Here is an 18,298-nt window from a genome sequence, read left to right on the forward strand (position 1 = left end):
ACCTCCAGCCCGGCAAAGGCCCGATGACCCCAAGCAAAATCAAAGGAACCTCCCCCGTGCGCTACGCATATGCGATCACCTCCGCGCTGCTGATCGGCGGCGCGAGCGCAGCACTCGTCCTCCAGAACCCCGCAGGCGCGCAGACCGCGCAGAACGAGCCGGGCGCGATCCAGGCTGCGGCCCCCCGCAGCGGTGCGCCGATGAGCTTTGCGGACATGGTATCCAGGCTCCAGCCTGCGGTCGTGAACATTTCGACCACCCAGCGGGTGCAGGTGCAGACCAACCCGTTCGCGGGCACGCCTTTCGGCGAGCTTTTCGGCGGCCAGCAGGGCGGCCGCCCGGTGACGCGCCAGGCCGAATCGCTCGGCTCGGGCTTCATCATCTCGTCCGACGGTTACATCGTCACCAACAACCATGTGATCTCGGCCGGCCAGCGCGGCGCGGTGGTCGAATCGATCAAGGTTATCCTGTCGGATCGCAAGGAATACACGGCCAAGCTGATCGGCCGCGATCCGACCTCCGATCTTGCGGTACTCAAGATCGACGGCGCCAATCTTCCCTTCGTCCGCCTCGGCAACTCCGATCAGTCGCGGGTCGGCGACTGGGTCGTTGCGATCGGCAATCCGTTCGGCCTCGGCGGATCGGTGACCGCCGGCATCATCTCTGCCGTCCACCGTGCTACCAGTGGCGGCGCATTCGATCGCTTCATCCAGACCGATGCGTCGATCAATCGGGGCAATTCGGGCGGGCCGCTGTTCGATCTCAACGGCAATGTGATCGGCATCAACTCGCAGATCTATTCGCCCACCGGCGGCAATGTCGGCATCGGCTTCGCGATTCCCGTGACCGAGGCGAAGCCGATCCTCGACCGGCTGATGAAGGGCCAGACGATCGAGCGCGGCTATCTTGGCGTGCAGATCCAGCCCTGGACTGACGACCTCATCAAGTCGTTCGGCGTACAGAAGGGCCGCGGCGAGCTGATCGCATCGGTGGTTCCGGACGGCGCCGCTGCCAAGGCAGGGATCAAGCAGGGCGATGTCATCGTCAAGGTCGATGGCAAGGACGTGACGCCAGATCAGACGCTATCCTTCCTGTCGGCCAATCTGCGTCCTGGCGTGCGCGTCCCGGTCGAGCTGATCCGTGACGGCCGCACCGTCAACGTCCAGCTCACTCCCGCAACCCGCCCCCCGGAAGAGCAGATTGCCGGCTTCGATCCCGATGCCGAGGAAGGCACGCCGGGCGGCCCGGACCAGGGAGCACAGGGCGCCGCCTCGGTCGGCATCAGCGTCACCGCGCTGACCCCGCAAATTGCCCGTTCCATTGGCGTTGATCCCGCGACGCAGGGGGTCGTGGTGGTCGGCGTCGATCCGGCAAGCGACGCTGCGCAGAAGCAGATCACGCGCGGTTTCGTCATCGCATCGGTCAACCGCGCGCCGGTTACCAGCCCTGCGGAGTTCAACAGCGCGATCGCCCGCGCCAAGAGCGCGCGCGCCGAACAGGTTCTGCTGTACGTGGTTCGCCGCGGCGGCCAGGGTGGCTATGTCGCGGTCGATCTCGCCAAGTAATCGTCGCCCATAGTTTTCAACTGACCTGACCGTTTTCCCCGTTATGCTGGGTTCCTGTTATTCAGGAGTTCGGCATGACGGGTGAGACGGAGCTTTTCATCGGAGCCGGTGCGGGCGGCGGGCAGCGCCAGTCGCTCGTACTCAAGCGAGCCAACCGCCACGGCCTGATCGCTGGCGCGACCGGCACCGGCAAGACTGTGACGCTTCAGGGTCTCGCCGAAAGCTTCAGCCGGGCGGGTGTCCCGGTCTTCGCCGCCGATGTGAAGGGTGACCTGTCCGGCCTCGGCATGGCGGGTTCCGCCACCGCCAAGCCGCATGAGGCATTCGCCGCCCGCGCCGCCGAGATCGGCGACACCGACTGGAAATACGCCGCCGCCCCGGTCCAGTTCTGGGACCTGTTCGGCGAACAGGGCCATCCGGTCCGCACGACCATCTCCGAAATGGGTCCGCTTCTGCTTGCACGCCTGATGGGTCTCAACGACACTCAGGAAGGAGTGCTCGCCATCGCCTTTCAGGTCGCGGATGATGACGGGCTGCTGCTGCTGGATCTCGACGATCTCCAGGCGATGCTCGTCCATTGCGCCGAACGCGCGGACGAGCTGACCGCGAAATACGGCAATGTCGCCAAGACCTCGGTCGGTGCGATCCAGCGGCAGCTCCTCCAGCTGCGCAGCGAGGGCGCAACGCATTTCTTCGGCGAGCCTGCGCTCGATATCAACGACTTCATCAAGCTCGATGAGAACGGCCATGGCGTCGTCAACGTCCTCGCCGCCGACAAGCTCATGGCCTCCCCTAGGCTCTACGCGACCTTCCTGCTCTGGCTCCTCTCCGAACTGTTCGAGACGCTCCCCGAAGTCGGCGATCCCGACAAGCCCAAACTCGTCTTCTTCTTCGACGAAGCGCATCTGCTGTTCGAGGAGGCCCCCAAGGCGCTGCTCGACAAGGTCGAGCAGGTCGTCCGCCTGATCCGCTCCAAGGGCGTCGGTGTCTATTTCGTCACCCAGAATCCGATCGACATCCCCGAGGATGTCGCCGGCCAGCTCGGCAACCGCGTCCAGCACGCGCTGCGCGCCTTCACGCCGCGCGAGCAGAAGGCGATCAAGTCAGCGGCCGAGACCTTCCGCGCCAACCCCGGCGTCGATGTCGAGACCGCGATCACCGAACTCAAGGTCGGCGAGGCGCTGGTATCACTGCTGATGGCCGACGGTGCCCCCTCCCCGGTCGAGCGCACATTGATCAAGCCGCCCTGTTCGCGCGTCGGACCGGTGACGCCGGAGGAACGCAAGGTGCTGATCGACACCGACATCGTCGGCGCAAAGTACGATACGCTGCTCAACCGCGAATCCGCGCACGAACTGCTGACGGCCAAGGCAAGCGAAGCTGCTGCCGCTGCCGCGGAGGCAAAGGCCACCACCCAGGCCGAAAGGGCCGCGGCGGCACAGGCCAAGGAGGATGCCCGCCTCGCCAAGGAGGCCGAGCGCCAGCGCCTTGCCGCGCAGCGCGAGGCCGATCGTCAGGCCCGGCTCGACGCGCAGGCGCAGCGCGCCGCGGAGCGGGAGGCGGCGAACAATCCTTGGAACCGCGCGATCAAGTCGGCTACCCAGTCCGCCTCCTCCGCCGCCGGCCGCGCCGTCGCTGGCGAGGTTTCGAAGGCGATCTTCGGCAAGAAGTCGGGCGCGGGCGCCAGCGTCGTGGGGGGCATCGTCCGCGGTATTCTAGGCGGGCTGTTCAAGGGATGATCCGGCTATTCCCCTGTTCGGCAGGGAACGATCCTACATCACCGCAAGCAGCGACTTGATCGGCACGAACGCGAACGCAACCGAGCTGTCCGCCACGCCATACGGGATGAAGATCCGGTCGCCGTGGCGCAGCGCGCCGCACGAATAGACGACGTTGGGCACATAGCCTTCGCGATCCTGGTCCGCCGCCGCCAGGATCGGTTCGCGGGTCCGCCCGATCACCTTCGACGGATCGTCCTTGTCGAGCAGCGCCGCACCGATCGAATATTTGCGCATCGCGCCGACGCCATGGGTCAGCATCAGCCAGCCCTCGTCCAGTTCGATCGGCGGGCCGCAATTGCCCATCTGCACCAGTTCCCAGGGATATTTCGGGGTAATCAGTTTCTCCCCTTCGTCCCAATGGGTCAGCCGGTCCGACGCGATCAGGTAGATATTCTCGCCATCCTGCCGACCGATCATCATGTACTTGCCGCCCACCTTGCGCGGGAACAGGCCCATCCCCTTGTTGCGCGCGGCGCTGCCGGTCATCGGCACCAGATCGAACTCGCGCCAGTCGCGCGTGCGCAGCATCTCAGACTGGATCTGCGACCCGTTATACGCCGTGTAGGTGCCCAGCCACTCCTCGCTGCCGTCGTCGTGCCGGAAATGAGTCAGCCGCATATCCTCCAGCCCGTTCGATTGCGCCTTGGTGATCGGGAACAGCAAGGTTCCCGACAGCGTCGAATCGCGATGGCGATAGACGGTCACCTGTCCCTCGGGCATCTCGAACTCGTCGCCTTCGGCATCGGCGGCGGTGGCGAAGGGCGGCTCGGGCGCCAGCGTCAGTTCGTTGCGGTCGGTGATGATCCCCTCACGGAACGCGACCGACGAGATATGCCCCTCTCCCACCGCACGAAGGCTCATCAGGATGCGCAAAGACCCCTTGGGCATGCCGCTCTGGTCGTAATGCGGCACCGCGCTGGGGTTCATCAGCGCGGCGGCGGCATAGCTATACTCGTGACAGAAATAGGCGCCGATCAACTGGCGCTTCTCATCCCCGATCACGCTGCCGTCGAGGCCGAGCTGCGCCTCGACTTCGTCATAGCGGGTCATGAACACGCGCCGCGTCTGCCAGTGGCGCGCCTCGAAATCCTTGAGCACCGTTTCCAGCTGAGCCCGCGCCTCGCCCGGCGACATGCCGAGCACGGCCTTGACCAGCCGCTCGGTCCGGCTCGGCGCGCCATTCGCGGCGGCGGCCCAGGCGATGTGGAACGGACGGACCACCACGCGCGAAGGATCCGCGTGAAGCCGCAACGGGTGTTGGAACAGGTCGAGCATTCAACCCCCGAGACACGAACCCGCCGTCGCCAGACAGCGCTATGCGACGGCCCGTTGCGGTCCTGCCACGATTTCCGTCCGCTTTGAAAGAGCGCAAATGGCGCAATTCGCCAACTGAAGTGCCAGGATCGACTCAGCACCCTGATTGCGGTTGAGCCCGCCCGGCGTCAGTCCATCGAAACAGCCGCCATCGCGCGCGGTGGCCAGCGGAAGGCCAAGATCGTTCTGACCCAGATACCAGCGATAGGCGCGCACCGCCGCATCCACCCAGCGCTGTGCTCCGGTCGCCTGCCATGCGGCGATGCAGGCGTCGATCGTCGCCTGCGCCTCCAGCGGTTGCTGGTCGAAGGGCAGCGGCGCCCCATAGGCCCGGCCGAAACTGTCGGTGCCGACCGCTCGAAAGCCCCCATCGGGCGCGGTCTGCCGCGCCTCGATCCAGTCAAGTGTCCTGAGTCCGCACGCGAGCAGATCCTTGCGCCCGATCGCCGCCCCCGCGCGAATCAGCGCCTCGGGCAGGCGGGCATTGTCATAGGCGAGCACGATCTCGAACCATTCCCATTCGGGCCGGCGCGATTCGGCCAGCAGCGCCAATAGCTCTTCGCCGAACCGGTCGAGCATCCGTCGCGCCAGCGCATGTCCCGGATGCGCCTCGAGCACCGCGGCAGCGCCAAGCATCGCAAAGGCCATTGCGCGCGGGCTGCCGAACTCGAAGCTCATCGGCGCGGTCTCGTCGAACAATATTCGTGCCCAGTCGCGATATTTGGCGTCGCGCGCTTCGGACGCGGTCACGCCCAGCGCCCATAAGGTGCGCCCGTTCGAATCCTCCGATCCTGCTTCCTCGCACCAGTTGCGGTCGAAGGTCATGAAGTTGCGGAAACGCCGCCGCTCGGGGTTCCATGCATATTGGACGAACGCGGCATAGACGCTGGTCCATTTATCGCGTTCCGCGGGGGCAAGCGGGTCGATGCGGTGCATCAGGATCAGCGCGCGGGCATTGTCGTCGATACAATATCCATGACGCCGGTCGGGCACGGCCAAAATCGAATGCTGGAGCATGCCAGTGCCGTCGCTCATCCGCTCGACCGCCCGGAAATCAGGCGTCAGCGGCGCCACCACAGGCGTGGGAGCGCTCGCCGCGATCCGCTTCGGCCGCGCAAACAGCGCTTGCGCGATCTGCTCGACCGCAGCTTCGGCCAACCGGGGCCAGATCATCGTCCGTCCGCGCGCATAGGCGCGCCGCGCCAGCGCCTCGCGGCGGCCGTCGTCGTCGAGCAGGCCGGTAATCGCGCGCGCGAACCCCGCGCTGTCGCCCGCGCTGACCAGGACGCCATGATCGTCGGCGAGGATCTCGGTCGCATGGATATAGGGGGTCGAGATCACCGGCTTGCCCACCGCGACCGCATAGGACAGCGTGCCTGAGGTGATCTGCGCCAGATTGGGATAGGGAGTGGCATAGATGTCGGCCGCTTGAAGATAGTCGAGCAGGTCCTCCTGCTCGACGAAACCGTCGATGAAGACGAGGTTGCGCTCGACACCGAGTTCCGCGGCCAGTGCCTGAAGCCGGTCGCGATACGCCTCGCCCTCGCGCTCCGCGAGAACGGGGTGCGTCGCACCCAGCACGACATAGAGTGCGTCCGGGTGGCGCGCGACGACCGCCGGCATCGCCGCGATCACCGTCTCGATCCCCTTGCTCGGCGCGAGCAGGCCGAAGGTCAGGATCACCTGGCGTCCTTCCCAGCCGAAGCGGGGCTTGAGGGCGGCAGGATCGGCAAACGGCCGGTCGGGCACCCCGTGCGGGATCATCGCCAGCTTGCGCACATCGACATCGTGCACGCGGCGCAGGATCTCACACCCCTTGTCGGCCATCACGATAACGCGCGCCGCGCGATCCAGCAGTGCGTCCATCACCCGACGCTGATCTTCGTCCGGCTGCTCCAGCACCGTATGCAATGTGACGATGACCGGCAATGTCGTCCGCTCGAGCAACGTGACGAGATGCTCGCCCGCAGCGCCGCCGAAAATCCCGTACTCATGCTGGACCCAGATCGCCTGCGCCCCCGAATCCTCGATCTTGCCGGCCGTATCGAGATAAGCGGAGCGCTCATGCTGGGCGATCGATCCGTTGACCTCGGGAGGATAGGCATAACGGCCGGGATGATCGTCCATCGCCCACACATCGACGCGCATCCCGGGAAAGCGGGTCTTGAGCGCGGCATAGGTGTGGGTGGTGTAGGTGGCTATGCCGCATTTGCGTGGAAGGAAGTTGCCGATCAGCGCGATGTGATCAATCCGAGTCGACAGGTTCGCGGCTCGCGCCATCCCAAAACTCCTTTCGCATCAGCAATATAGATTGAGCGCGGGCGCGCCCGTCCGTTCTCCCAACGTCAGGGTTTCAATATGGTTGCAGGAATGCCGCAACGCAACATAACGATTCAGCGATGAAGTGCTCCGGCGGGAGGGTCAACCGCGACCGCGATAGCCGGGAACCTCCTGAGCGGGGATCCACACCCCGTCGGGCGCCGGCCCGGACTGCCAGAACACATCGATCGGGATGCCGCCGCGCGGATACCAGTATCCGCCGATCCGCAGCCATTTGGGCTTCATCTCGTCGAACAGGCGCTGGCCGATGCCGACGGTGCAATCCTCATGGAAGGCGCCATGGTTGCGGAAACTGCCGAGAAACAGCTTGAGCGACTTGGATTCGACGATCGTTTCGCCCGGGACATAGTCGATGACCAGATGCGCGAAATCGGGCGCGCCGGTGATCGGGCAGAGCGAGGTGAATTCGGGCGCAGCGAAGCGCACCAGATAGTCGATGCCCGTGCGCGGGTTGGGGACGTAGTCGAGCACGGCTTCCTCGGGGGAAGCGGGGAGCGCGCTCTGCTGACCTAGATGCTTGGGGTTCATGCGCGCCATTTAGGGATTTGAGTCGGGTTCGGCAAAGCTGAACAGGTCGCGGGACCCGCCTACCCCACTCGACGCGGCAAAGGCGGCGGATTACCAAGGGGAAATGGACGCCCTGGTTACCACGCAATGGCTCGCAGGCGAGCTCTCCGCCCCCGATCTCCGCATCCTCGACGCCACATGGTTCCTGCCGAGCGAAAGCCGCGACGCACATGCGGAGTTCGTGGCGGGGCATATTCAGGGCGCGGTCTTCTTCGATATCAATGCGATCGCCGATCAGACGAGTCCGCTCCCGACGATGTTGCCGTCGCCGGCGCAGTTCGCCGCGCAGCTGGGTGCGCTCGGCGTCGCGACCGGGAACCGGATCGTGGTTTACGACAATGCCCCGCATCATACCGCGACGCGCGCCTGGTGGATGCTGCGCAGCTTCGGGATCGAAGCCGCAATCCTCGACGGCGGGCTGGCAAAATGGAAGGCGGAAGGCCGCCCTCTGCTCAGCGGACACCCGGTTCCAGCGCCGGCCACGGTCGCGGTGCATCCCAATACAGCACTCGTGCGTACGCTCGATCAAGTGAAGGCCAACCTCACCAGCCATGCCGAGCAGCTGGTCGATGCCCGTTCGGCAGTGCGCTTCACGGGTCAGGAGGCGGAGACCCGCCCCGGGCTTGCCGGCGGCCATATTCCGGGCAGTGCCAACATTCCCTATTCCTCGTTCTTCAATCCCGACCGCACCTGGAAGCACGTTCCCACGCTGCGCTTGCTGTTCGAGGACGAGGGGATCGAGGTCGAACGCCCCGTGATCGCGACCTGTGGGTCGGGAATCAGCGCCGCGGTGGTGGTGTTCGCGCTCCACCTGCTCGGCCACCCCGCCGCACTCTATGACGGCAGCTGGACCGAATGGGGCGCCGATCCCTCAACCCCCAAGGCGACGGGTGCGGCGTGAGCGGTTCGGACAGCAAGAAGGGTGACGGCACGCGAGTCGTCGGCGCGGGCCGCCGGCCCGAATGGACACAGGGGATCGTCAATGCACCGGTATGGCGGGCCTCGACCATCCTCTACGACACCGTCGCCGATCTGCGCGCCAGCGCGGGCAGCGACACGCATCACCGCCTATTCTACGGCCGCCGCGGTTCGCCGACCCAGTGGAGCCTCGCCGAAGCGCTGACCGAGCTCGAGCCGGGCGCGGAGGCGACGTTCCTCTACCCGTCGGGCGTCGCTGCGGTCTCGGCGGCATTGCTCTCCGTCCTGTCGCCGGGCGACGAGCTGCTGCTTGCCGACAGCGTGTATGATCCCACCCGCAGCTTCGCGACGGGCTTCCTCAAGCGCTTCGGCGTCATCACCCGCTTCTACGACCCGATGATCGGCGCCGGCATCGCCGAGCTGATCACCGACAAGACGCGGGCGATCTTCATGGAAACCCCGGGCAGCCTGACCTTCGAGGTGCAGGACGTGCCCGCCATCGTCGCGGCGGCCAAGGCGCGGGGCGTGGTCACGTTGCTCGACAATACCTGGGCGACCCCCTTGCTGTTCCCGGCGATCGAGAAGGGCATCGACCTTTCGATCCTGGCCTGCACCAAGTACGTCGTCGGCCATTCGGACGTGATGCTGGGCAGCGTCACCGCGACCGCCGAACATTGGCAGCAGCTGCGCGCCACCAGCTTCGCACTCGGCCAGACCGCCAGCCCCGACGACGCCTGGCTCGGCTCACGCGGCCTGCGCACCATGGCGCTTCGCCTGAAGCAGCATGGCGAGGCGGCGCTGGAGATCGCACGCTGGCTCGAGACCCGGCCCGAAGTCGCCCGCGTGCTCCATCCCGCCCTGCCGTCATGCCCCGGCCACGACCTGTTCGTGCGCGACTTCAAGGGACCAGCCGGCCTGTTCAGCTTCGTCTTGCGCGGCGGCAACGAGGCCGGGCGCGCGGCATTGATCGATAGCCTCGAACTGTTCGGGATCGGCTATTCATGGGGCGGCTTTGAGAGCCTAGCCATCCCCGTCGATCCCGATCGTATCCGCACCGTCATACCCTGGCAGGCCGAGGGTCCCGCGGTGCGGCTCCAGATCGGGCTCGAGGACCCCGCCGACCTCATCGCCGATCTCGCCGCCGGGCTCGACCGGTTCCGGGCCGCGGCATGACGCCGGCCATCCCGTCTGCGCTCGCCCACTGGCTCATCGCGAACGGGGTGAATCTGCCGACCAATGCCGAGCTGATCGAAGGCGCGGTCGCCAGCGGCCTCGCGATCCTTGCGCTTGGCACGGGCTGGCTCGCAGGCAGGCGGCTGGGACCCAAACTCGCTTCGCTATGGCAGCAGCGCGTCGGCAATCATGTCGAGGGTCTCGGGCACCGCATGCACACGATCGTGCGCCACGGCGTCGCCGCTCTCTTGCTCGCCATTATCGCCAATGCTGTGCCATGGGGCGGATTCGCCGCGCTGCTGCTCGGCATCGCGCTGGGTGCGGCGACCGCAGCGCTCACGCTCGCCTTCCTGCGCGGCCTGCACACACCGCGCTGGGTCGCATGGCTCACCGCCGCCATCGTGTTCATCGCGATCCTCAGCCATGCGATCGGCGGGTTCGACGTCATCACCACCACGCTCGACCGGATCGGCGTCGATTTCGGCCGCCGTCGCCTGTCGCTGCTCGCGCTCGCCACGCTGGTGGTCACCGTGGTCGCGCTCTATGCCGGCGTCCGCCTCGCCAACCGTATCCTCGGCCACTCGATCGCGCAGGCGCGTGGCTTGGACGCCACTCAGAAGCTGCTGTTCCAGAAGATCGCCAGCATCGTCGTGGTCGTCGTCGCCTTCTTCTTCGGGATCGACCTGCTGGGAATCGACCTCACCAGCTTCGCGATCTTCTCCGGCGCATTCGGCCTGGCGATCGGCTTCGGGCTGCAGAAGACCATCGGCAATTTGATCGCCGGGATCATCCTGCTGATGGACCGGTCGATCAAGCCGGGCGACGTGATCGTCGTGGGCGACAGCTTCGGCTGGGTGAACAAGATCGGGGTGCGTGCGGTGAGCGTCATCACCCGCGACGGCAAGGAGCATCTGATCCCCAACGAGATCCTGATGACTCAGGAGGTAGAGAACTGGTCCTTTTCCGACCGCAACGTGCGCGTGCGGATCTCCGTCGGCGTCGCGTACGAGACCGATCTCAAGCTTGCGCAGGAACTGATGCTAAAGGCCGCGACCGACAGCCCGCGCGTGCTCACCAGCCCGCCGCCCAATGTCTGGCTCACCAGCTTCGGCGACTATGCGGTGGAACATGAGATCCTCGCCTGGATCAGCGATCCGGAAGGCGGCGTCGGCAATGTGAAGTCGGACGTGCTCAACCGCCTCTGGGTGCTGTTCAAGGAGAACGGCATCGATATCCCCGTGCCGCGGCGCGAGATCATGGTGAAGAGCTGGCCGGCGGACGGCACGCCGACGGTTCAACTCCCGCCCGCCGCACCTAAATAGAGCGCGTGCCAGCCCCTGTTACCGCCCGCATCGCCAATGGAGTGACGTCGATCCCGGCGGCGCAATGGGACGCGTGCGCAGGCGGCCGCAACCCGTTCGTCAGCCACGCCTTCCTGTCCGCGCTCGAACGCTCAGGCTCGGCGACGGCGGAGACCGGCTGGCAGCCGCTCCCTATCGTGATCGACGGCCCGTGCGGCACGCCCGCGGCGATCGTCCCCGCCTATGCCAAGAGCCACAGCCAGGGCGAATATGTCTTCGACCACGCCTGGGCCGACGCATGGGAGCGGGCGGGCGGACGCTACTATCCCAAGCTGCAGGCGGCAGTGCCCTTCACGCCCGTTCCCGGTCCGCGCCTGCTGCTACGCGACGCCGCGCTGGCCCCTGGGCTGATCGCGGGGCTCGAGGCCGTGACCGATCAGAACCGCCTGTCCTCAGCGCACGTCACCTTCCTCGACGAAGCGCAGCTGCCCTTGTTCCAGCAGGCAGGCTGGCTGATCCGGGCAGGGACGCAGTTCCACTGGCACAATGACGGCTATGCCGGGTTCGACGACTTCCTCGCGGCGCTCTCCTCGCGCAAGCGAAAGGCGATCCGCAAGGAACGCGAGCGGGCGCTGGAGGGGCTGACGATCCGCCATCTCACCGGCGCGGAGATCACCGAGGCGCATTGGGATGCCTTCTGGACCTTCTATCAGGACACCGGCAGCCGCAAATGGGGCCAACCCTATCTGACGCGCCCCTTCTTCTCGATGCTGGGCGAAGCGATGGGCGACAAGGTGCTACTGATGCTCGCCGAGCGGGGCGGCCGGCCGATCGCCGGCGCGCTCAACCTGATCGGCGGCGATGCGCTCTACGGTCGCTATTGGGGCTGTACCGAGGAAGTGCCCTTCCTCCATTTCGAGCTCTGCTATTATCAGGCGATCGAGGTGGCGATCGAGCGCCGGCTGGACCGGGTCGAGGCAGGTGCCCAGGGCGAGCACAAGCTCGCGCGCGGCTATGCCCCCGTCACCACCTGGTCGGCCCACTATCTGCCCGACCCGGGTTTCCGCCGCGCGGTCGCCGACTATCTGGAGCGCGAACACGCCGCAGTCCTCCACGAACAGGAGTTCCTCGGCGAGCTGACGCCCTTCCGCCGGAGCGGCTAGACCTTCTTCTGGGCCGCGCTCCAGGCTTCCATCTGCTTCTCCTTGTCGCGCTTCAGGAAGTCCCGGATCTTCTCGATCTGGCCGTGATAGGGGCCAAGATCGATCGGGTTGAGTACGGCGGCCGGCTGGCCGTGATCGATCTTGAACAACGCACTATTGCCGTCACGCCAGACCGGGATGAGCCCCGCCTCCAGCCTCTTGTCGTAAGGCGGCGGGCTGATGACCCACAGATAGTCATAGGCGTGCCGCGGGAACCGCGCGAGGCTGACCGCGACGGGGCGCCACCATTCGCGCGGGCATTTGGTGTCGGTGACGATCTGCGAGGGATCGTGGCTGAATCCGCGCGCCTGCTTGTAGCGCACGGTGAGCAGCTGGCCGCCGGCCATCGACCATTGGTCGTTGGTGTAGGCGAGCTTCCGCACCATAGCCATGCCGGGCAGGTGCTGGAGGCGCGTCATCGTCCATTCGTTGTAGCAGGTCTCGCCCACAAAGCTCAGCAACCGGGCGCCTTCGGGCACATGCTCGAGCGCGGCAAGCTCGCGGTCATAGGATTTGTCGTAGAGCACGTTGCTCCACGTCGTGGTACCCATTCGGACGAGGAAAAAGGCAAGCCCAGCGAGCGCGAGCGTGTTGGCGCCGCGCATCGTCATCCCTGGCTTGGGCCGCAGCGCGATCAGTGCGATCGCCAGCATGTAGGGCGCCAGCCGCATATCGGCATAGGCGGATCCGAACACGACGCGCGGCAGCAGCAGGAACACCGCGATCAGGAACAGCGCGGAGATGCCGAGGTGCCGCGAATATTGGATATTCGGGTCGCGCACGCCCTTGAACAGGATGAGATACAGCACGCCGAGGCAGGCGATGTCGAACAGCTGCCAGCGGTCGCGCAGCACCATCAGCGTCCACCAGACCTTAGCGCGCCAGTTGAACCAGTCGCCCGTCTGGCCGCTGACATGCCCGCCGCTGCGCCACATCAGCATCAGCAGCGCCGGCGGGACGAGCACAAGGCAGTGGACGCCCGCCCAGATCCACGGCACCACCCAGCTCTGCACGAAATCGGCGTGCCAGGGCCCCTCACGCGGCCCGCGCTTGTCGTGCTGGCGGATCAGCTCGGCAGCGAAGCAGAGCACGCCCAGCGTGCCCCAGCCAAAGGTATGGGTGACCCAGATGACCAGGCCGATCGGTACGAACAGGATCGCGCGCAACCGGATGCGGCCGAGCCGCGCCAGCCGCAGCCACAGCGCGAAGGCGTTGAGCGCCAGCGCCATCGACAACGCGAAGTTCGCAAAGCCGAAATGGAAAGCGTAGTTATAGGCGAGCGGTAGCGCGAACAGCGCCGTCGCAGGGATGCGCCCATGCACCTCGCGCGCGATCCACAGCAGGCCTGTGACGGTGAGCACGGGGATCGTGATGACGATCAGCTTCACCGCCAGCTCGAGCCCGAAGATCGGCTCGAGCGGGATGATCAGCAGGTCGAGCCCGAGATTGCCGATCAGGCTCCACTCGAACTTGTACCAGTCGTTGAGCCAGGGCACCTCGCCATGCGCGAGCTGGACGCGATAGCGCGCCATATGCCCGGGCAGGTCGACCTGCGGCGGGATATCCGGCCAAAGCAACGGGATTGCCGCCGCGATCGCCGCGAACAGCACGAACCAGCGCGTCTGCCACCAGCGCGGCGCTTCGAAACCCCCTTGCATCGGCCGCACTTACTGCGCCGCAGCACCCCGCGGCAAGCCGCTTGAAGGGTGATCCACCGCATAAAACACCGAATCGCCGCGTTGCCGGAGCGGTTTGGATGCAGGGCGGGGGCCGTTAGCGGGCGATCGTGTAGATGCGCGCGCTATCGCTTCCGCCGGGCAATGGGCGCAGCCAGGGTGGCGCCTTCCCGCCCCGCAGTGCCGCGAGCAGCGAGCCCGGCGGCAGGGTTCCCAGCTCGGCATAGGCACCCTTGCAATCGACCAGATAGTCGAGACCGAGCCGTGCCGCCTGCCCGGATGCCGCTTCTGGGCCCGACAGCAGCAGCCGGTAGAGCGCGCGATTGCCCGCGGTGTTGCGATGATAGGGCGCGGCCAACACGCTGTGCGGGGTCGCTGCCAGCGCATAGGCGCCAGCGTCCATGGGCATCGCCACCGTTCCGTTCGGAAGCGGTGCGAGTGTGGACAGCACCGATCTCGCGTCGCAGCCCGCCGTGGTTTCCGCCTCGCTTTCGGGCGCCAAGGCGGCTCCCGCAATGGGATAGACCAGCCCGGCGGAAGCGATCCACGCGGCGGCGAGCGCCGGCGTTCCCCGCTCGCGCGCCCCGGCGATCAGACCCGCCAGTGCGGGCGCTGCAAGGATCGCCCCGGCATAGGCGCCGCGCAGCTGCACGAGCGCGATCAGCAGCGACATCAGCTGGAAACCGCCAGGGATGAGCCACTCAACCTTGCCTGATCGACGCGCCATCCAGAGCGTTGCCCCCAACCCTGCCAGCAACAGTCCGGCATAACCGATCATATGCGCGAGCGGGGCAGCGGACAGCGGCTGTGCCTCCGCGACATTGGCAAGCCAGATCCGTGCCAGCACCGGATCGACCCCGCCATAGGGCCTCAGGCAGGCGGGCGAGAGCGCCAGCGCTGCCACCACCACCGCAGTGCAGAGCAACCCCGCCACGGCGAGGCGGACCCGCAGGACGGTGATAAAGGAGCTCACCGCTGCCAATGCCAGTGGAGCGAGCGCGCCGATCTGCGCGGCGCGCCATGCCGGTGCTGCAAACCCGTCGCAGGCGGGATAGTCCCATCCGCTCGTCCGCAGCAGCAGCGCGGCAGCAGCCAGTGCCGCCGACAGCCCCAAGCCATAGCCCGCCATGCGCGCGGCTTCGCCCGGGCGCGCCGCGATCCAGCGGATCGTCAGCACCGCGCCGCCGGCCGCCAGCAATGGCGCCGTCTCCATCCCGATGATCAGGCTTGCAGCGCTCGCCACGCCCGCAACAACGCCCTTCAGCCACGATCCGCGTCTCAGAAGCGCCCTCACCAGCAGCAGCAGAAGCACCATCTGCAACCCGTGGTGATCGATCCGTCCGGGCAGGAACAACGTGTTCGCAGGATAGGCCAGCGCACCGATGACGATCGCCACCGGCGCGCTCACGCCCAGCGCCCGCGCGATCGATCCGGTCAGGACCAATGTGGCGACGAACAGCAAGCCCGGCCAGACGGTGACCGCCGCCAGCTCGGCACCATGCGCTCCGGTCAGCGGCGTGAGCAGCGCGATGATCGCCGCGGGCGCCAGATCGGGCAGCCGCGACCAGTGCATCTCGACTCCGCCGAGCCCCAGCCGGTGCTGCGCAAGGTCGCCGAACGCCTGCCCGCCCAGCCAGTCGCGAATCTGCTGGAGCCGCACGACATCGTCGGTATCGGGTAGATGCAGCGCCGACAGCGCCGCCCAGTCGCGTATCGCCCAGACGGCACTGAGCAACAGCGCAACGGCAAACGCCAGCGCCGCGTCACGCCATATCCGGGGCCGCGCGGAATCCATGCGGCAGCGCTACCCCGATATGGTTAATTTTCAGCCGTCGCGGCGGCCCAGCAAGCGCAGCCGCAGCGCGTTGAGCTTGATGAAGCCCGCCGCGTCGCGCTGGTCGTACGCGCCCTGATCGTCCTCGAAGGTCACGACCTTCTCGCTGTACAGCGAATTGGGCGACTTGCGGCCGACGACATAGACCCCGCCCTTGTAGAGCTTGAGCCGGACGGTGCCGTTGACGTTCTGCTGGCTGTGGTCGATCGCCGCCTGCAGCATCTCGCGCTCGGGCGCGAACCAGAAGCCGTTGTAGATCAGCTCGGCGTAACGCGGCGCGAGCTCGTCCTTGAGGTGCGCGGCGCCGCGGTCGAGCGTGATCGATTCGATCCCGCGATGCGCGAGGTGATAGATGGTGCCGCCCGGCGTCTCGTACATGCCCCGCGACTTCATGCCGACGAAGCGGTTCTCGACCAGGTCGAGGCGGCCGATGCCATGCTTGCGGCCAAGGTCGTTGAGCGCGGCCAGCAGCGTCGCCGGCGACATCGCCTCGCCGTTGAGCGCGGTGCCGTCGCCCTTCTCGAAATCGATCGTGATGTACTCGGGCGTGTCGGGCGCGTCCTCGGGGTTCACCGTGCGCGAGAAGACGTAGTCGGGCACTTCCTCCCAAGGATCCTCGAGCACCTTGCCCTCCGACGAGGTGTGGAGAAGGTTGGCGTCGGTCGAGAAGGGCGCCTCGCCGCGCTTGTCCTTGGCGACCTGGATCTGGTGCTTCTCGGCGAACTCGATCAGCTTGGTGCGGCTGGTCAGGTCCCACTCACGCCATGGCGCGATCACCTTGATGTCGGGGTTAAGCGCATAGGCCGACAGCTCGAAGCGGACCTGGTCGTTGCCCTTGCCGGTCGCGCCATGGCTCACCGCATCGGCATTCACTTCCTTGGCGATCTCGATCAGCCGCTTGGAGATCAGCGGACGCGCGATCGACGTGCCGAGCAGGTACAGCCCCTCGTACAGCGCATTGGCGCGCATCATCGGGAAGACGAAGTCGCGGACGAATTCCTCGCGCAGGTCGTCGATGAAGATATGCTCGGGCTTCACCCCGGCGTTGAGCGCCTTCTGGCGTGCGGGCTCGAGCTCCTCGCCTTGCCCCAAATCGGCGGTGAAGGTCACCACCTCGCACTGATATTCCTGCTGAAGCCATTTCAGGATCACGCTGGTGTCGAGGCCGCCGGAATAGGCGAGCACCACGCGATTGATCTTGTCGGCCATCTTGTCGTCGCTCCAGAGGAAAAGGTCGCGTGCGCCTCTAGGCCCGCGGGCGCGCTTCCGCAACACCGGCGAACAGCCGGGGCAGATAGACCGCCAGCGCCCCCGCCCGGTAGAAATAGCTGGCGAGGAAGGCGAACCACAGTCCGGTGGCGCCGAAAGGCCGCAGCAACAGGTCGGTCGCAATGTAGAGGATCGTCGCCAGGATCGCGGCGTTGCGCAGCGCCCTGCCCTGCGTCGCGCCGATGAACACGCCGTCGAGCAGCCAGGCCGGTACGCCGAGCGTGGCGGTGAGCGCGGCGAAGGGCAGCATCGCATAGGCGGCCGCGCGCACTTCCGCATTCGTCGTCAGCAGATCGACCAGCAGCCAGCCGAACGCGGCGGCGACCGCGCTCGCGATCAGCCCGAAGCCGAGCGAGAACTCGCCCGTCAGCCGGATCGCGCGCCTCAAATCCGCCTTCGCCCCCGCCCCGATTGCGATGCCCACGCGCGATTCGGCAGTGAAGGCGAAGCCGTCTAGGACGAAGGCAAAGATGCCGACCAGCTGCAACAGCACATGGTTGGCGGCCAGCTGCACTGTGCCCAGCCGAGCGCCGGCATTGGCGAGCCACAGGAACATCGCCAGCAGCGCGATGGTGCGGATCATGATGTCGCCATTCACTGCGAACAGCCGCTTCCACGCCGCCGGATCGAAGAACCCCGCGCGCTGGCGCATCAGCGGGCCCGGCCCGGCGATGCGCAGCACCATCACGATGCCCAGCGCCAGCGCGACCCATTCGGCGAGCGCGGTGCCCAGACCGACGCCCCGCGCGCCCATCCCGAAATGCCAGACGAACAGCACGTCGAGCACGACGTTCACCGCATTCATCGCGATCTGGAGCAGCAAAGTGTCGCGCGTCCGGCCAAGGCCATAGAGCCAGCCATTGATCGCATAGAAGCCGAGCGCGGCGGGCGCGCCCAGGAACCGCGCGGTCACGAACTCGTGCGCGGCGGCGGTCAGCGTCTCGCCGCCCGCAAGCAAGCTGAGCGCGAGCGGCACGATCAGCAATTGCAGCGCGACCAGCACCGCGCCGATCGCCAGCCCCGCCGCCACCCCGCGCGCGAGCAGCGCGTTGACCTCGGCCGCATCGCCGCGGCCATGCGCCTGCGCCGTCATCCCGGTCATGCCCATGCGCAGGAAGCCGAACGCCCAGAAGATGAAGTTGATGATCGCGACGCCGAGCGCCACGCCCGCCAGCGCCGCCGCGTCGCCGGTCCACCCAATCACCGCGGTGTCGACCAGCCCGACCAGCGGCACGGTCGTCTGGCCGAGCATGATCGGCCATGCCTGCGCGAAGATCGACCGGCGGGTGAGGACGGGGGATTGAGCCGCTTGCATGGTGTTCCCATGCGCATATGCTCGCCGCGAAATCCAGCGGAGC

The 18,298-nt window shown here is 66.8% G+C and carries 13 protein-coding genes; 6 read left to right on the top strand and 7 right to left on the bottom strand.

Annotated elements, in window-relative coordinates; translation table 11 throughout:
• Positions 1 to 56 precede the first annotated feature (56 nt).
• Both BDW16_RS06805 and BDW16_RS06810 read left to right on the top strand, forming a co-directional pair.
• A complete protein-coding gene (locus BDW16_RS06805) occupies positions 57 to 1,565 on the top strand; it encodes a Do family serine endopeptidase (protein ID WP_066579659.1) in 1,509 nt (502 codons plus the stop codon).
• A gap of 74 nt (positions 1,566 to 1,639) precedes the next feature.
• Positions 1,640 to 3,304 (top strand): helicase HerA-like domain-containing protein, encoded by a 1,665-nt coding sequence (locus tag BDW16_RS06810; protein WP_066579525.1) that lies wholly within the window; start codon positions 1,640 to 1,642, stop codon positions 3,302 to 3,304.
• Positions 3,305 to 3,337: 33 nt separating this feature from the next.
• Here BDW16_RS06810 and BDW16_RS06815 read toward each other — a convergent pair whose 3' ends face one another.
• From BDW16_RS06815 to queF, 3 genes are all read right to left on the bottom strand, one after another.
• A complete protein-coding gene (locus tag BDW16_RS06815; RefSeq protein ID WP_066579518.1) occupies positions 3,338 to 4,621 on the bottom strand; it encodes a glycoside hydrolase family 130 protein in 1,284 nt (427 codons plus the stop codon).
• 39 nt (positions 4,622 to 4,660) lie between these two features.
• Positions 4,661 to 6,940, bottom strand: coding sequence for a glycosyltransferase family 4 protein (locus BDW16_RS06820; RefSeq protein WP_066579516.1), 2,280 nt, complete (start codon positions 6,938 to 6,940; stop codon positions 4,661 to 4,663).
• Between the two features lie 141 nt (positions 6,941 to 7,081).
• Positions 7,082 to 7,528: a preQ(1) synthase gene (queF, locus tag BDW16_RS06825; RefSeq protein ID WP_100362845.1), complete on the bottom strand. Its 447-nt coding sequence runs from the start codon at positions 7,526 to 7,528 to the stop codon at positions 7,082 to 7,084.
• A 103-nt stretch (positions 7,529 to 7,631) separates the two neighbouring features.
• On the opposite strand from queF, the gene sseA reads away from it, so the two are divergent.
• Genes sseA through BDW16_RS06845 form a run of 4 tightly spaced genes read left to right on the top strand, consistent with a single transcriptional unit; the run spans position 7,632 to position 12,122 of the window.
• Positions 7,632 to 8,468 (top strand): 3-mercaptopyruvate sulfurtransferase, encoded by an 837-nt coding sequence (gene sseA / locus BDW16_RS06830; protein ID WP_066579512.1) that lies wholly within the window; start codon positions 7,632 to 7,634, stop codon positions 8,466 to 8,468.
• Complete coding sequence (gene metC / locus BDW16_RS06835) at positions 8,423 to 9,658, top strand: cystathionine beta-lyase (protein ID WP_083954335.1); 1,236 nt, start codon at positions 8,423 to 8,425, stop codon at positions 9,656 to 9,658. Before sseA ends, metC begins: the two co-directional genes overlap by 46 nt.
• Positions 9,655 to 10,980 (top strand): mechanosensitive ion channel family protein, encoded by a 1,326-nt coding sequence (locus BDW16_RS06840; protein WP_066579507.1) that lies wholly within the window; start codon positions 9,655 to 9,657, stop codon positions 10,978 to 10,980. The genes metC and BDW16_RS06840 overlap by 4 nt, the downstream gene beginning before the upstream one ends.
• A 5-nt stretch (positions 10,981 to 10,985) precedes the next feature.
• Positions 10,986 to 12,122 carry a GNAT family N-acetyltransferase gene (locus BDW16_RS06845; protein ID WP_174532067.1) on the top strand — a complete coding sequence of 379 codons (1,137 nt, stop codon included), beginning with the start codon at positions 10,986 to 10,988 and terminating at the stop codon, positions 12,120 to 12,122.
• Here the strand turns inward: BDW16_RS06845 and BDW16_RS06850 are convergent.
• From BDW16_RS06850 to BDW16_RS06865, 4 genes are all read right to left on the bottom strand, one after another.
• On the bottom strand, positions 12,119 to 13,819 hold the full coding sequence (locus BDW16_RS06850) for a hypothetical protein (RefSeq protein WP_066579503.1): 1,701 nt from the start codon (positions 13,817 to 13,819) through the stop codon (positions 12,119 to 12,121). The two genes, BDW16_RS06845 and BDW16_RS06850, sit on opposite strands and share 4 nt — an antisense overlap.
• Before the next feature lie 115 nt (positions 13,820 to 13,934).
• Positions 13,935 to 15,632 (bottom strand): hypothetical protein, encoded by a 1,698-nt coding sequence (locus BDW16_RS06855; RefSeq protein ID WP_066579499.1) that lies wholly within the window; start codon positions 15,630 to 15,632, stop codon positions 13,935 to 13,937.
• 30 nt (positions 15,633 to 15,662) lie between these two features.
• Positions 15,663 to 16,880: an argininosuccinate synthase gene (locus BDW16_RS06860; RefSeq protein WP_066579497.1), complete on the bottom strand. Its 1,218-nt coding sequence runs from the start codon at positions 16,878 to 16,880 to the stop codon at positions 15,663 to 15,665.
• Positions 16,881 to 16,917: 37 nt separating this feature from the next.
• Positions 16,918 to 18,255 (bottom strand): MATE family efflux transporter, encoded by a 1,338-nt coding sequence (locus tag BDW16_RS06865; RefSeq protein ID WP_066579495.1) that lies wholly within the window; start codon positions 18,253 to 18,255, stop codon positions 16,918 to 16,920.
• Positions 18,256 to 18,298: the final 43 nt, after the last annotated feature.

The sequence above is a fragment of the Sphingomonas koreensis genome (assembly GCF_002797435.1).
Taxonomy (GTDB): Bacteria; Pseudomonadota; Alphaproteobacteria; order Sphingomonadales; family Sphingomonadaceae; genus Sphingomonas; species Sphingomonas koreensis.